This window comes from Lysobacter capsici (genome assembly GCF_018732085.1).
Classification (GTDB): domain Bacteria; phylum Pseudomonadota; class Gammaproteobacteria; order Xanthomonadales; family Xanthomonadaceae; genus Lysobacter; species Lysobacter capsici_A.
This window is the reverse complement of sequence record NZ_CP076103.1, coordinates 5,169,607-5,184,209: the sequence shown is the minus strand read 5'-3', so window position 1 is coordinate 5,184,209 and position 14,603 is coordinate 5,169,607. Positions and strand designations below refer to the sequence as shown.

The window sequence follows — 14,603 nt, the reverse complement described above, 5'->3', positions numbered from 1 at the left end:
CGGCGGGTAGGTCGGTCCGGGCAAGCGGGTTGATCCGGGCAAGCATGGCATAGGGGTCTGCGCTGGGCGTTCGACCAGGAAGACGCGCCGGCGCGGCGAAACTTACATCGATCGGACGATGCGGCCGGGATCGGCGCGGCGATGTAAGTTCCGCCGGCCCGGCACGTCATAGCGTTCGACTCCAGGAGAACTGCCATGACACCAACCGCCTCGTTGCATGCTCGCGCTGCTTTGCCGTTCACCGCCCGCAGGCTGGCATGGCTGCGCTCGCTCGCCGCCGCGGGCCTGCTGGCGCTGCTCGCTTCAGGCCCGGTGGCCGCGCGGGTTCCCAGCGCCGACGCCTTGGACGCACAGGCCGCCCAAGCCATGGCCGCGACCCAGGCGCGCGGCCTCGCTATCGCGGTCGTCGATCGCGGCCGCGTCGTCCGGGTCCGCAGCTATGGCAGCCGCAACGCGCAGGGCCAGCCGCTGCGGACCGACACGGTGATGTACGGCGCATCGCTGACCAAGGCCGCGTTCGGCTATTTCGTCGCGCAACTGGTCGACGAAGGCCGGCTCGACCTGGACAAGCCGATCGCCGACTATCTCGACCGGCCGCTGCCGGACTATCCCGACGAGGACCGCTACGCACCGTGGTCGAACCTGGCCGGCGACGATCGCTGGCGCAAGCTGACCGCGCGCCATCTGCTGACCCACAGCTCGGGCTTCGCCAATTTCTTCTTCCTTGAGGCCGACGGCAAACTGCAGTTCCATTTCGATCCGGGCACGCGTTACGGCTACTCCGGCGACGGCCTGATCCTGCTGCAGTTCGTGATCGAGCGCGGCCTGGGCATCGATCTCGGCGAAGCGATGCGCGAACGGGTGTTCGCGCCGCTGGGGATGCGCGACACCAGCATGATCTGGCAACCGCGTTTCGCCGCGAACCTCGCCGATGGCTGGCGCGCGGACGGTGCGGCCGAACCGCACGACGAACGCGGCCGGGTGCGCGCGGCCGGATCGATGGACACCAGCATCGACGACATGGCGCGGTTCGCCGCCGGCCTGGTGCGTGGCGCCGGCCTGTCGAAGGCGATGCGCGCGGAACTGGCGCGGCCGCAGTTGCCGATCACCACACGCAGTCAGTTTCCGACCTTGCAGCCCGAACTGTCGGCGGCGCAGCGGCGCGCGGACCTGGCCGCGGGCCTGGGCGTGATCGCGTTCCGCGGACCGCGGGGCGCCGGCTTCATGAAAGGCGGACACGACGACTCCACCGCCAACACCCTGGTCTGCATCGAGCGCGGCCAGCGTTGCGTGGTGATCCTGTCGAACGATGTGCGCGCCGAGGCCGCGTTTCCCAAGCTGGTCGAATTCGTGCTCGGCGAGACCGGGGCGCCGTGGCGGTGGGAATACGGGGACATGAAGTTCTGGGACGGATCGCGCTGAAATCGCGGCACGTGCGAGCCGAGTCAACCGATCGCGCGGAGCGGCGCGCCAACGCCTGTCCCGCAAAGGCCAGGACTGGCGTGTCGACCGCCAGTTTTCGTGAACCATTCATCGCAAAGCGGCAGTTTCCGCACATCCGCGCCGCATCGTCACAGCCACAGCACAGGCCTCAGGCACTGTGCGAACTCGATTCCCGGAGTTGCCCATGTCGCCCACGCCCACTCGATCGTCCGATCAACTCGCTTCCATCGCCCAGGCGGCACCGTGGGTGATCGCCCAGCGCTTGATGGAAACCGCGCAGGGCGGCTATCCGCCGTCGGCGCAGACACAGCGCGAATGGAGCCGGATGGTGTCGGAGAAATCCGCCGCCGCCATGCAAGGCTGGTGGGCGATGGCGGGCGCGGCCTGGATGGCGCCGTGGACCACCTCGGCATGGAGCGCCTGGATGCCCGGCGCGACGCCGTGGCAGCAGTGGAGCGGCTGGTTCGCCACCGGCGATCGCATCCTCGCCGAAGGGCTCAAGCCGGTGGCACGCACGGTCAAGGCCAATCGCAGTCGTTTGTCGCGACGCAAGCCGCGCTGAGCGTCGCGATCATCGCCGAGGCTTCGATCGCTACCTGATCGACGCCGGCGCAGGCCGCGGCACGAACGGCAGCGCATTGTGCAGATGGGTGGCCGCGATCGCGGCCTGGCCCACCGCCACCGAGATCTGGTTCAAGCCGCTGACCATGTCGCCGATCGCGTACAGACCGGGAAGCCGCGTGCGTTGATGCGCGTCGACCACGGTTTCGCCGGGGCGCTCGGCGCCGGCTCCGGCGCAGGCGACCAGCGGATGCTCGGCTTCCACGCCGAGATACGGATACAGCGTGTCGAGTTCGGTGACCGTGCCGCCCGGTTCGCGATACGCACAGCGTCGGCCGTCGAACTGCAGTTCGCCGCCCGGTGCCAGCATCTGCGTCGCGCCGTCGGCAAAGGCTTCGTCATCGCCCGCATCGAACGCCTGATCGGTCGAAATCAGCACCAGCCGGCTCGTGTAGCCGCGCAGGAAACGCCCGTGCGAGGCCACCGCGCGACGCGGCCCATACACACCGATCCGCAGATCGGTGGCCTCGAACGCATCGCACACCGCGCACAGGCGCAGCGCGCCGCAGGCGATCGCGTCCTCGGCCCAGGCGACGTCGGGCAGCACATCGCGCATGCCGGTCGCCAGGATCACCGCGCGGCTGCGCCATTGCCGCGATCGCGCGCTGACCACGAAACCGCCGTCGTCGCGCCGGGTCAGCGCATCGACGCTGCCCGATTCGAACGCGACCCCGGCCTCGCGCGCCTGCGTATGCATGCGCGCGACCAGTTCCGGACCCGACACGCCATCGGGAAAGCCCGGGCAGTTGTGGCTTTCGGGAATGCGCAGCGCGCGGCTGTCGCCGGCGTCGATCAACAGGCAGCGCCGATGAAAGCGCTGCAGATAGGTCGCGGCGGTCAAGCCGGCCGGCCCGCCGCCCACCACGATGACGTCGAGGAGTTCCATCGGGTTTCCTTGTCGCCGATTCAGCGTTAACGGTTCAGCCGCATCCTACGGGTTCGCGAATCGCGTCGCCCGATTCGGCGACCACGATGCGATCGCGATACCGGCCGCGTTCGAGCGTACCCTAGGCGTCCTTCGAACCGAGCGTGGCCGTGGACGCGATACTTTCCGATCTGGACGCCATCGCGCGGATCACCGCCGTGCCGGGCATTCTCGAAGCCGCGGCCCGCACCACCGGCATGCGCTTCACCGCCGTGGCCAAGGTCACCGAGGACCGCTGGATCGCCTGCGCGGTGCGCGACGAGCTGGGTTTCGGCCTGCTGCCCGGCGGCGAGCTGCAACTGGAAACGACGATCTGCAACGAGATCCGCCAGCATCACACGCCGGTGGTGTTCGGCCATGCCAGCGCGCATCCGCTGTTCAGCGGTCACCACACACCGAAGCAGTACGGCCTGGAGAGCTACATCTCGGTGCCGATCTTCCGCGTCGATGGCTCGTTCTTCGGCACCTTGTGCGCGATCGACAGCGTGCCGGCCGATCTCGACGATCCCAACGTGCTGCGCACCTTCGAACTGTTCGCCGAACTGATCGGGCGCCAGCTCGAGATCGAGGAGCGCCTGGAGCAATCCGACGAAGCGCTGCGCAGCGCCGAGAAGATGGCGTTGCTGCGCGAACAGTTCATGGCGCTGCTGGGCCAGGAAATCCGCGATCCGCTGCAGGCGATCGTCACCGGGCTGTACCTGCTAAACCAATCGCCGCAGTTGCCGGCCGAGGATCGCGGCTATATCGCCGAGATGGTCGCCAGCTGCACCCGCATCAGCGATGTGACCAGCGACATCGTGGATTTCGCCTGCGGCCGGCTCGGCCTCGGCATTCCCTTGACCGTCACCCGCAACGAGGATCTGTCGCAGCGCCTGCGCACGGCGATCGAGCGTTTGCGCCGGGCGCATCCCGGCCGCGCCATCGATGCCGATATCGGCCTGGACGGCGCGGTGTTCTGCGATCCGCAGCGGATCGTGCGAGTGCTCGACAACCTGGTCGCCAACGCGATCGGCACAGGCGAGCGCGGACGGCCGATCCGGGTGACGGCGCAGTGCGAAGGCAACGTGTTTCGTCTGAGCGTGCATCACTTCGGCGGCATCGCGTCGGTGGCCGCGCTGTCGCCCGAGTTCGAACCTTACCCGCGCGACGGCGTCGCGACCCAACGCGCGGGCCTGGGGCTCGGGCTGTATATCGCCGCGCAGATCGCCAAGGCGCACGCGGGATCGCTCGACCTCGACGCATCGCCGCAGGCCGGGACTACCTTCACCTGCCGCTTTCCGGCGGTCGCGGCGAGCGAGTCGGTGTAGACATCGAGCGCGCGCCGCCGCCGCGTTCGAGCGTCGGCCGCGAGGCGCTCGATCGGAACGGTCTAGCCGCGGCGCGCGGCCAGCAGCGACTGAAGGCTGCGCGCATCGCCGATCGCATGCCCGGCCGCGGTGTTGTCGAAGATCGCCCAGGTCTCGCCGCCGTCCTGCGTGGCCGCGACTTGCCCGGCCAGCTCGGCCAGGGCCGAAGGCGAATAGGCGCTGTAGTACATCCGCGGCGAGCCATGCCATCGCCAATAGCGCCATGACCCGTCGGCGCCGGGCACGCGCGCGTCCTCGCCGAGCGCGGGATCGGCGCCGACCCGGCCGATCGCGTGCTTGCGCAGAAGCTCGGTCGCCGCCGGCGTGAACCAGCTCGCATGGCGTGGCTCGCACACGCAGCCGCCGTGCCAGCGCGCCCGCAGCATGCGCAAGAACGTCGCGACGGTGCGCGCATCGAACGCCAGGCTCGGCGGCAGTTGCAGCAATAGCCCGCCCAGGTTCGCGCCCAGGCCGGTGACCTCGTCGATGAACGGTTCGAGCAACGGCCCGGTGCGATGCAGGCGTGCCTCGTGCGAGATGCTCTTGGGCAGCTTGGCCGAAAAGCGGAAATCGGCCGGCACGCTGGCGGCCCAGCGTTCGTAGGTCTTGCGCTGGTGCGGCCGGTAGAACGAGGAATTGATCTCCACCGCGTCGAACACCGTGGCGTACCGCGCGAGCATGCTGTCGCCCGCGCCGAACCCGTCGCGATGCGCGGCCGAGATCGACCAGCCAGCGCAGCCGACGCGAACGCGCGTGCGTTGTGCTGAAGATGACTCGTTCATTCGCGCAGGCACTGCCTTGATGTCGTGAGCAACGAGCATCGCATGGCGACGATGCATTCGCGTTGACGCATCGCTAACCTTGCGCGCCGATACTGCGGTCATGCCTGAAGGCCCGACGATCGTCATTCTCAAGGAAGAAGCCGCCGATTTCGCAGGACGCGAAGTGCTGAGCGTTGCGGGCAACAGCGCGCAGGACATCCAGCGCATGCGCGGCCACACCATCGTGGCGTTGCGCACCTGGGGCAAGCATTTGCTGATCGAGTTCGAAGATTTCAGTCTGCGCATCCACTTGATGCTGTTCGGCAGTTATCGCATCAACGAGCAGCGGCCGGCCGCGCCGCGGGTGAGCCTGCGCTTCGCGCTCGGCGACGAACTCAATTTCTACAATTGCTCGGTCAAGTTCATCGAAGGGCCGTTGGACGAGGCCTACGACTGGACCGGCGATGTGATGAACCCGGCCTGGGACCCCAAGGCGGCGCGCAAGAAACTCAAGCTGCGCCCGGACGAACTGGTCGCCGATGCCTTGCTCGATCAGAACGTCTTCGCCGGGGTCGGCAACATCATCAAGAACGAAGTCCTGCACCGCATCGGTGTGCATCCGCTCAGCACGGTCGGCGCGCTGCCGCCGCGCAAACTGAGCGAACTGATCGAACAGGCCCGCGACTACAGTTTCGATTTCTACCGCTGGAAAAAGGCGTTGGTACTCAAGCGGCATTACCAGGTGCATACCAAGACCCACTGTCCCCGCGACGGCGCGCGTCTGAGTTACAGCAAGCACCTGGGCCGGTTCAAGCGGCGCGCGTTTTTCTGCGAGGTCTGCCAGAAACGCTACGGCTAGGGTCGCCGGGTCGATCGTCCTGTCGCGATTCGCGAACGTTCCCCGCCGCCGCAGTCGCCATCGGTCGCGCTGCCGGCTCGGCGCCTACATGTAACGCAAGCGAATCAAACCGGCGCGAGGTCGCACAACCAGGCTGAACGTTTCAGCCTGGGCCGCCGAGTGTGCCGACGCGGTGCCATGACACCAGGCCTATTGCACATAACCCGGCCTCGACGCGATGATGCGGCCTGCCTCGGGAGCGTATGGCCGCGCGGTGCGACCTCACCCAGACGGCCTTCCTACTCATGCCCCTACGCTCCGTCGACCGACTTTCGCCGTTCTGGCAGGCCACCGGGCTGGCGTTCGTCATCGTGCTCATCGTGGTCGCGCCGGCCTGGGTCCTGTTGCAGGCCAACCAGTCCGCGGTGGAGGCCTCCGACTGGGTCCAGCACACCCTCGCGGTGGATGCCCGGGCCCAGGCGCTGGGCCAGAACATCCGCGATGTCGAGGCGGCCTCGCTGGCGTTGGCCGCCGGCGTCCCGCGCAACGAGCGTTTCGACCGGCGCATCGCCGACGCCCGCGCGGGCGTGAGCCAGGAATTGCAGGAACTGCAACGGCTGACCCAGGACAACCCGGGCCAGCAATTGCGCCTGGGCGAGTTGCGCGGGCAGGTCCGGCTGCGGTTGCAGTCGATGCACGACATTGCCCGGCCGCATGCCCAACCGCTGCCGGTCGAGCGGATCAGCCAGGCGGTGAGCCAATACCCGGTCGGCGCGCTGATCGCCGCGCTGATCAAGCAAGAGCGCGACTTGCTGGCGCAGCGGCAGACCCAATACGAACAGCGCATCCGCCTGACCGAACTCACGCGCTGGGGCGCGGTGTTCGCGCAGATCCTGGTGCTCGCCGCGATCAGCTTCTTCGCCCTGCGCCAGATGCGGCGGCGCTTGAACGCCGAGCGCGACGCGCAGACCGCGAGCGCGCATGCCTCGGTGGTGCTCGATACCGTGCGCGAGCCGATCGCGGTGGTCGATCGCGATCTGCGCGTGGTGCTGGCCAACGTCGCCTTCGGCGAGCTGTACGGCATGCGCGACGAGCCCGACGAGCGACAGAAGCTGACCGAACTCGGCGGCGGCGCCTGGGCCGACGAGGAAACCACGCGCCGGCTGGCCGAAGTGCTCAATCGCGGCCGCGAGCTGTGGGACTACGAGCGCGAGCAGATCACCCACGACGGCGTGCGTCGGGTGATGGTGATCAACGCCCGGCGCATGCCGCTGCCGGAAACCGAAGAAAACACGGTGATGATCACCGCCAGCGACATCAGCGCCCGCCGCGCCGGCGAGAACCGCATCCACGAACTCAATCGCCAGCTCGAGGGCAAGGTCGAGCAGATCTCCGACGTCAACCGCGAGCTGGAAGCCTTCAGCTACTCGGTCTCGCACGATCTGCGCGCGCCGCTTCGCCACACCGCCGGCTTCGCCGACAAGCTGCAGCGTCACTTGGGCGAGGCCGCCGACGAAAAGTCGCGCCACTACCTGCAGGTCATCTCCAATTCCGCCAAGCGCATGTCCGACCTGATCGACGACCTGCTGGTGTATTCGCGCCTGGGCCGCAGCGCCATGCGCCTGCAGGCGGTGGACATGCAGTCGATGGTGCAGGAGACGCGCTCGATGCTCGACGCCAACGCGCGCATGGACCAGCCCGGCCGCAACATCCAGTGGAAACTGTCGGCGCTGCCGGTGGTAGTCGGCGACGAGAACATGCTGCGCCAGGTCTGGCTCAACCTGCTCGGCAATGCGGTCAAGTACAGCGTCAACAGCCAGCCCTCGATCATCGAGGTCGAGCACCGCTACGACGACGAACGCAACCATCACTTCAGCGTGCGCGACAACGGCGCCGGCTTCGACATGGCCTTCGCCGGCAAGCTGTTCGGCGTGTTCCAGCGCCTGCATTCGGCCAGCGAATTCGCCGGCACCGGCATCGGCCTGGCCAGCGTGCGCCGCGTGCTGACCCGCCACAACGGCCGGATCTGGGCCGAGAGCCGGCCGGGCGAGGGCGCCACGTTCCATTTCATCCTTCCTTCCAATACCGAACTTGCCAGGGGACCTTCGGGCCATGACTGACATCCGCACCATCCTGCTCGCCGAAGACAGTCCCTACGACGCGGAAATGGCCATCGACGCCCTGCGCGAGGCCAACCTGCTCAATCCGATCGTGCACGTCACCGACGGCGTGGAGGCGCTGGACTACCTGTTCCGTCGCGGCAAGTACGCCGACCGCGGCGAGGGCGATCCCTCGGTGCTGCTGCTCGACATCAAGATGCCGCGCATGGACGGCCTGGAAGTGCTCGAAGCGTTGCGCCAGGACGAAAAACTGCGGCTGTTGCCGGTGGTGATCCTGTCGTCCTCGCGCGAGGAGGCCGACCTGGTGCGCAGCTGGGACCTGGGCGTGAACGCCTACGTGGTCAAGCCGGTCGACGTGGATCAGTTCTTCGAGGCGGTGCGCACGCTCGGCAAGTTCTGGGCGGTGATCAACGAACCGCCGTTCAAGGTGCAAGGGTAAGCGCGCCATGACCTGGCGCTTGCTGTTCGTCGACGACGTCGCCGAGGACGTCGAACTGGCGACCTTGGAGCTTGGCCGCTGGCCTGCGGCCTGGGTCAGTCGCCGGGTCGACAACGAGCCGCAACTGCGCGCGGCCCTGGCCGAGTTCGCGCCGGACATCGTCCTGTGCGATCTCAACCTGCCCGGCTTCGACGGCGAGGCCGCGCGTGCGATCGTGCGCGCGCAAGCGCCAGCCAGCCTGTTCGTGTTCCTGACCGGTGCCACGGCCGACGCAACCGAACACCTGGACGAAACGGTCTGGGACAAGAACCGGTTGGAGCTGTTGCCGATGCAGTTGCAGGCCCTGATCGACGAACGCGGCCAACGCACGCCGCGTCATGCCGACCTCGACCGGAGCCAGGCCGAACGCGCCGATACCGATTCGCCCCGGGCGCCAGGCCGCTGAGGTCCGCGCGACGCCGGCCGAACCGCCGGCGCTGCATGTCGCGCTAACGCGGGCTCGCGCACAATGGCCGCCGATAGACGTCCTTCGGCTGATCCATGGCAAAGCAATCCACTCGCAACACTTCCGGCTTCGACGCGTTCGTCAGCGTGCGCGGCGCGCGCGAGCACAACCTCAAGGACATCGACGTCGACATTCCGCGCGATGCGCTGGTGGTGTTCAGCGGCGTGTCGGGTTCGGGTAAATCCTCGCTGGCATTCGGGACCTTGTTCGCCGAGGCGCAGCGCCGTTATCTGGAATCGCTGTCGCCGTATGCGCGGCGCCTGATCGACCAGGTCGGCGTGCCCGACGTGGACGCGATCGACGGCCTGCCGCCGGCGGTGGCGCTGCAACAGCAGCGCGGCACCCCGAACGTTCGCTCCACGGTCGGCAGCGTGACCACGCTGTCGAGCCTGCTGCGCATGCTGTACTCGCGCGCCGGCACCTATCCGCCGAAGCAGCCGATGCTGTACGCCGAGGATTTCTCGCCGAACACGCCGCAAGGCGCTTGCCCCAATTGCCACGGGCTGGGCTACGTGTATGAAGTCACCGAACGGGCGATGGTGCCCGATCCGTCGCTGAGCATCCGCGATCGCGCGATCGCCTCGTGGCCGCCGGCCTGGCATGGCCAGAACCTGCGCGACATCCTGGTGACGCTGGGCTACGACGTCGACGTGCCCTGGCGCGATCTGCCGAAGAAGGACCGCGACTGGATCCTGTACACCGAGGAACAACCGGTCGCGCCGGTGTATGCCGGCTTCACCCCCGCGCAGACCCGCGCGGCAGTACGTCGCAAGGCCGAGCCCAGTTACATGGGCACCTTCACCGGCGCGCGCCGCTACGTGCTGCACACCTTCGCCACTACCCAGAGCGCGTTGATGAAAAAACGCGTCGCGCGTTTCATGAGCGGCGCGCCGTGCCCGGTCTGCGACGGCCGCCGGCTCAAGCGCGAAGCGCTGTCGGTGACCTTCGCCGGTCTCGACATCGGCAGCCTGTCGCGGCTGTCGCTCAACCGCATCGCCGAGGTGCTGGCGCCGGCCGCGAGCGGGCGCTTCGATGCGCCGACGAAGGCGACCACGCGCAGCCGCGCGGCCAGCGCCCAGGACACCGCCAAGCGCGTCGCCGCGGGCGGTTCGGCGCACGCCGGCGGCACCGACGTGCGCCGCACGCCGGACCTGTCCGAAGAAAAACGCATCGCCGCGCAACGCATCGCCCACGACCTGGTCGAGCGCATCGCGACCTTGCAGGCCTTGGGCCTGGGCTATCTGGCGATGGACCGCACCACGCCGACCCTGTCGCCGGGCGAACTGCAACGCCTGCGGCTGGCGACCCAGATCCGTTCCAACCTGTTCGGCGTGGTCTACGTGCTGGACGAACCCTCCGCCGGCCTGCACCCGGCCGACAGCGAAGCGCTGCACCGCGCGCTGGATCAACTCAAGCACGCCGGCAATTCGGTGTTCGTGGTCGAACACGATCTGGACATGATGCGGCGCGCCGACTGGCTGGTGGATGTGGGTCCGGACGCGGGACAGAACGGCGGACAGATTCTCTACAGCGGCCCGCCCGATGGCCTGCGCACGGTCAAGACTTCGCACACCGCGCGGTATCTGTTCGCCGCCGACGATGCCGCCGCGCAGCGCGCGAGAACGCCGCGTTCGCCGAGCGGCTGGCTGGAACTGCGCGGCCTGCATCGCAACAACCTGCACGGCCTGGATGCGCGTTTTCCGCTGGGCGTGTTCACCGCCGTCACCGGCGTGTCGGGTTCGGGCAAATCCAGTCTGGTCAGCCAGGCCCTGGTCGAGCTGGTCGGCGATCATCTGGGCCACGAGCCGCCGGTCGAAGAATCCGACAGCGGCGAGCCGCAGCCCAGCGAAATCGCCAAGACCGCCGGACGCATCCACGGCGGCGCCGAAGCGATCAAGCGGTTGGTCAACGTCGACCAGAAACCGATCGGACGCACGCCGCGCTCGAATCTGGCGACCTACACCGGCCTGTTCGACCACGTGCGCAAACTGTTCGCCGGCACCGCGCTGGCCAAGTCGCGGCGCTACAACGCCGGCCGGTTCTCGTTCAACGTCGCGCAGGGCCGCTGCGAAACCTGCGAGGGCGAAGGCTTCGTCCAGGTCGAATTGCTGTTCATGCCGACCGTGTACGCGCCGTGCCCGACCTGCCACGGCAGTCGCTACAACGCGAAGACGCTGGAAGTGGTGTTGAACGGCCGCAGCATTGCCGACGTGCTGGCGATGACGGTCGACGAGGCGCTGGCGTTCTTCGCCGACGAAGACGCGGTGCGGCGACCGCTGACTCTGTTGCGCGACATCGGTCTGGGCTATCTGCGCCTGGGCCAGCCGGCGACCGAACTGTCCGGCGGCGAAGCCCAGCGCATCAAGCTGGCCACCGAATTGCAGCGCAGCCAGCATGGCAACAGCCTGTACGTGCTCGATGAGCCCACCACCGGGCTGCATCCGGCCGATGTCGACAAGCTGATGGCGCAACTGCATGGCCTGGTCGATGCCGGCAACACGGTGATCGTGGTCGAGCACGAAATGCGCGTGGTCGCCGACAGCGACTGGGTAATCGACGTCGGCCCGGGCGCGGGCGAAGATGGCGGCGCCATCGTCGCCAGTGGAACGCCGCAGCAGGTCGCTCGCGCCAAGGGCAGTCGAACCGCGCCGTATCTGCGTCGGGTGCTGGGCTGATCCGCAAGGTCGGTCCGCATCGGCTTCGAATGCCGCGAACGAAATGAACGCGTGCGCTTGGGGCCGCCAGGTCGCGAGCGGCCACGAAGTATTTTGTGGGAGGGGCTTGAGCCCCGACGGCGTCCCGATCGCCGCGCACGATCATGTCACCGCGCGGCCGTGCCGAAGCCGCGCCGATGCGCCGCGACTTACCCCGCGACGCGGCTCATGGCGCCAGCGCCTTCAGCGTCTCGATCCGATCGGCCTGCTCGGCGGTCTTGTCGCGACGCCAGCGCAGGATCCGCGGAAAGCGCACCGCGATCCCCGACTTGTGCCGGCTCGACCGGTTGACCGCCTCGAAACCCAGCTCGAACACATGCAAGGGCGTCACCGAGCGCACCGGCCCGAAGCGTTCGAGCGTATTGGCGCGGATCCAGCGGTCCAGTTGCAAAATTTCCTCGTCGTCCAGGCCCGAATACGCCTTGGCGATCGGCACCAGCGCCTCGCCGTCCCACAGCGCGAAGGTGTAGTCGGTGTACAAGGTGCTGCGGCGGCCGCTGCCGGCTTGCGCGTACACCAGCACCGCATCGATGGTCAGCGGATCGATCTTCCATTTCCACCAGTCGCCGCGCCGGCGCCCGACCTGATAGGTCGAATCGCGGCGCTTGAGCATCAGGCCCTCCACGCCGCGTTCGCGCGCCTGTTCGCGCAACACCGCCGCTTGCGTCCAGTCCTCGGCGTCGACCTGCGCGGACAGCACGATCGCCGGATCGGCATGCGCCGCCAGCAGCTCGGCCAAGGCGGCGCGACGTTCGTGCAGCGGCCGCGGCCGCCAGTCCTCGCCGTCGAGTTCGAGCAGGTCGTAGGCGAGCATGCGCGCGGGCGTGTCGGCCAGGATCTTCGGCCCGGGTTTGCGGCGCTGGATGCGCGTCTGCAAGGCGGCGAACGGCAGCGGCCGCGCGTCGCCGTCGCGCCAGCCGAGCAGCTCGCCGTCGAGCACGCAATCGCGCGGCAACCGCCGCGCCGCTGATTCGATTTCGGGAAAGCGTCCGTCCAGGCGTTCCTCGCCGCGCGACCACAGCAGCGACTGACCCTGGCGATGGATCAGCTGCAGGCGGATGCCGTCCCATTTCCATTCCAGCACCCAGTCCTCGATCGGTCCCAGCGCCTGCGTGGGCGGCGCGTCGTCCTTGGCGTCCAGCGGCGAGGCGAGAAAGAACGGATACGGCTGCTGCCGGTCCTGCGCGGTGGTTTCCTTCGCGAGCAGTTGCTGCACGAACTCGGGCGAAGGCTGCCATGCGCCGAGCATGCGTTGCGCGATCAGCGCGATGTCCACCCCGGACCATTGCGCCAACGCCTGCTGCACCAGTCGCTGCGATACGCCCACGCGCAAGGCGCCGGTCAATAGTTTGTTGAACACGAAACGCTGCTCGGCCTGCAAGCCGCGCCAACCGGCGACCACCGCATCGCGTCGCGTCGCCGGGTCCACGCCGCTCAGCGGCGCGAGCCGCAGCTCGATCCACTCGTGCAGCGGCCGGTCCACGACCGCGGCGGCCTCGGGTTCGTCGAGCAGCAGGCCGAGGGTTTCGGCCAGGTCGCCGACCTGATCGTAGCTGTCGTCGATCAACCAGCCGGCCAGTCCGGTTTCCTGCGCGACCCATTCGCGCAATTCGCGCTGGTTGGCGATCTTGGCGAGCTTGTGGCCCGACAGCAGCCACAGGCCCCAGGCCAGATCGCGCGGCGCGGCGGCCTGGAAGTAATCGATCAGCGCGGCGCGCTTGTCCGAAGTCGCGGTGCTGCGATCGAGCTCGCGAAACAGGGCGGCGAAGCGTTTCATGCGCGTTCGCCTTCCACGCCGGTATCCAACCGGTCCACGCGCAGGCCGCGCTCGGCGAGCAGGCGCAGCAACGGCTCGGAACGGCCGTGATGGGCGATCACCCGCTCGGCGCCGCTTTCCTCGATGGTCCGCAGCAGCGCCGGCCAATCGGCGTGATCGGAGATGACGAAACCGCGATCGTAGTTGCGCCGGCGCCGATTGCCGCGGATGCGCATCCAGCCCGACGCGAACCCGGTCTGCACGCGACGGAACCGGCGCATCCACGTCGAACCCGCGGCCGACGGCGGCGCCAGCACCAGTTCGCCGGCCCATTCGTCGCGCGATTTGGCATCCGCGACCAACTGGGTATCGGCCATGGCCACGCCGGCCTGGCGATAGACCTCCACGCCTGACGCGATCGCGCCGTGCACCCACACCGGCCGCGAGGATTGCTTGGCGAGCTCGGCCAGAATGCGCTGCGCCTTGCCCAGCGCGTAGCAGAACAGCACCGCCGCTTCGCCGCGCGCGGCGCAATGCTCGCGCCATTCGACGATCTCGGCCACCACCTGCGCCGTGTCCGGCCATCGATAGATCGGCAGCGCGAAGGTCGACTCGGTGATGAAGGTCGAGCACGCCACCGGTTCGAACGCGGCGCAGGTCGGATCGTGCTGGCGTTTGTAATCGCCCGATACAACCCAGACCTCGTCGCCGGCTTCGATGCGCACCTGCGCCGAACCGAGCACGTGCCCGGCCGGATGCAGCGACACGCGCGCGCGGCCCAGACCGAAGCGTTCGCCATAGCCATGGCTTCGGTAGGCCTGCTCGCCCAAGCGCCAGCGCAGGATCGGCAGGCCCGCCTCGCTGCCGTGATACGTGCCCATTCCGGGGCGCGCGTGATCGGCGTGGCCGTGAGTCACGACCGCGGTCGCGACCGGTTGCCACGGATCGATATAGAAATCGCCCGCCGGGCAATACAGTCCTTGCGGACGAACCACGATCAGATCATCAGGCTGCATGCACCGGTCCGACGATGGAATGCCGTTACTGTGCAAAACGCTTCGTGATGGCGTCGTAAGCTCGCTTGGCGGTGTGCAATGCGTTCGGTCGAGACGGCGATCCGGCGGTATTGATAACG

At 68.2% G+C, this 14,603-nt stretch carries 12 protein-coding genes; 8 read left to right on the top strand and 4 right to left on the bottom strand.

What is annotated here, in order from left to right:
• The first annotated feature begins 195 nt into the window (after positions 1-195).
• Together KME82_RS21645 and KME82_RS21640 are read left to right on the top strand one after the other, a co-directional pair.
• Complete coding sequence (locus tag KME82_RS21645; protein WP_215495842.1) at positions 196-1,422, top strand: serine hydrolase domain-containing protein; 1,227 nt, start codon at positions 196-198, stop codon at positions 1,420-1,422.
• 205 nt (positions 1,423-1,627) lie between these two features.
• Complete coding sequence (locus KME82_RS21640) at positions 1,628-2,005, top strand: hypothetical protein (protein ID WP_215495841.1); 378 nt, start codon at positions 1,628-1,630, stop codon at positions 2,003-2,005.
• A gap of 30 nt (positions 2,006-2,035) precedes the next feature.
• Here KME82_RS21640 and KME82_RS21635 read toward each other — a convergent pair whose 3' ends face one another.
• On the bottom strand, positions 2,036-2,950 hold the full coding sequence (locus tag KME82_RS21635) for an NAD(P)/FAD-dependent oxidoreductase (RefSeq protein ID WP_215495840.1): 915 nt from the start codon (positions 2,948-2,950) through the stop codon (positions 2,036-2,038).
• Between the two features lie 149 nt (positions 2,951-3,099).
• On the opposite strand from KME82_RS21635, the gene KME82_RS21630 reads away from it, so the two are divergent.
• A complete protein-coding gene (locus tag KME82_RS21630; protein ID WP_215495839.1) occupies positions 3,100-4,296 on the top strand; it encodes a GAF domain-containing sensor histidine kinase in 1,197 nt (398 codons plus the stop codon).
• A gap of 62 nt (positions 4,297-4,358) precedes the next feature.
• Here the strand turns inward: KME82_RS21630 and KME82_RS21625 are convergent, their stop codons facing one another.
• Positions 4,359-5,117, bottom strand: a complete 759-nt coding sequence (locus tag KME82_RS21625; RefSeq protein WP_215495838.1) for a DUF72 domain-containing protein — start codon at positions 5,115-5,117, stop codon at positions 4,359-4,361.
• A 100-nt stretch (positions 5,118-5,217) separates the two neighbouring features.
• Between KME82_RS21625 and KME82_RS21620 the strand changes: the two genes are divergently transcribed.
• The 5 genes from KME82_RS21620 to KME82_RS21600 all read left to right on the top strand — a co-directional run bounded on the left by KME82_RS21620 (position 5,218) and on the right by KME82_RS21600 (position 11,673).
• Positions 5,218-5,955 (top strand): DNA-formamidopyrimidine glycosylase family protein, encoded by a 738-nt coding sequence (locus KME82_RS21620; RefSeq protein ID WP_215495837.1) that lies wholly within the window; start codon positions 5,218-5,220, stop codon positions 5,953-5,955.
• Positions 5,956-6,239: 284 nt separating this feature from the next.
• On the top strand, positions 6,240-8,054 hold the full coding sequence (locus KME82_RS21615; RefSeq protein ID WP_215495836.1) for an ATP-binding protein: 1,815 nt from the start codon (positions 6,240-6,242) through the stop codon (positions 8,052-8,054).
• Positions 8,047-8,493 carry a response regulator gene (locus KME82_RS21610; protein ID WP_215495835.1) on the top strand — a complete coding sequence of 149 codons (447 nt, stop codon included), beginning with the start codon at positions 8,047-8,049 and terminating at the stop codon, positions 8,491-8,493. The genes KME82_RS21615 and KME82_RS21610 overlap by 8 nt, the downstream gene beginning before the upstream one ends.
• A gap of 7 nt (positions 8,494-8,500) precedes the next feature.
• Positions 8,501-8,938: a response regulator gene (locus tag KME82_RS21605; RefSeq protein WP_215495834.1), complete on the top strand. Its 438-nt coding sequence runs from the start codon at positions 8,501-8,503 to the stop codon at positions 8,936-8,938.
• A gap of 95 nt (positions 8,939-9,033) precedes the next feature.
• Complete coding sequence (locus KME82_RS21600) at positions 9,034-11,673, top strand: excinuclease ABC subunit UvrA (protein WP_215495833.1); 2,640 nt, start codon at positions 9,034-9,036, stop codon at positions 11,671-11,673.
• A 205-nt stretch (positions 11,674-11,878) separates the two neighbouring features.
• Here KME82_RS21600 and KME82_RS21595 read toward each other — a convergent pair whose 3' ends face one another.
• Entirely contained in the window at positions 11,879-13,489 is a 1,611-nt protein-coding gene (locus KME82_RS21595) for an ATP-dependent DNA ligase (RefSeq protein WP_215495832.1), read from the bottom strand.
• Positions 13,486-14,484, bottom strand: coding sequence for a ligase-associated DNA damage response exonuclease (locus KME82_RS21590; RefSeq protein WP_215495831.1), 999 nt, complete (start codon positions 14,482-14,484; stop codon positions 13,486-13,488). Before KME82_RS21590 ends, KME82_RS21595 begins: the two co-directional genes overlap by 4 nt.
• Positions 14,485-14,603: the final 119 nt, after the last annotated feature.

Bases quoted from the DNA above. Each gene is read 5' to 3' on its own strand.
- KME82_RS21645 (WP_215495842.1), top strand. From the start codon at position 196: ATGACACCAACCGCCTCGTTGCATGCTCGCGCTGCTTTGCCGTTCACC.
- KME82_RS21640 (WP_215495841.1), top strand. From the start codon at position 1,628: ATGTCGCCCACGCCCACTCGATCGTCCGATCAACTCGCTTCCATCGCC.
- KME82_RS21635 (WP_215495840.1), bottom strand. From the start codon at position 2,950: ATGGAACTCCTCGACGTCATCGTGGTGGGCGGCGGGCCGGCCGGCTTG.
- KME82_RS21625 (WP_215495838.1), bottom strand. From the start codon at position 5,117: ATGAACGAGTCATCTTCAGCACAACGCACGCGCGTTCGCGTCGGCTGC.
- KME82_RS21620 (WP_215495837.1), top strand. From the start codon at position 5,218: ATGCCTGAAGGCCCGACGATCGTCATTCTCAAGGAAGAAGCCGCCGAT.
- KME82_RS21615 (WP_215495836.1), top strand. From the start codon at position 6,240: ATGCCCCTACGCTCCGTCGACCGACTTTCGCCGTTCTGGCAGGCCACC.
- KME82_RS21610 (WP_215495835.1), top strand. From the start codon at position 8,047: ATGACTGACATCCGCACCATCCTGCTCGCCGAAGACAGTCCCTACGAC.
- KME82_RS21605 (WP_215495834.1), top strand. From the start codon at position 8,501: ATGACCTGGCGCTTGCTGTTCGTCGACGACGTCGCCGAGGACGTCGAA.
- KME82_RS21600 (WP_215495833.1), top strand. From the start codon at position 9,034: ATGGCAAAGCAATCCACTCGCAACACTTCCGGCTTCGACGCGTTCGTC.
- KME82_RS21595 (WP_215495832.1), bottom strand. From the start codon at position 13,489: ATGAAACGCTTCGCCGCCCTGTTTCGCGAGCTCGATCGCAGCACCGCG.
- KME82_RS21590 (WP_215495831.1), bottom strand. From the start codon at position 14,484: ATGCAGCCTGATGATCTGATCGTGGTTCGTCCGCAAGGACTGTATTGC.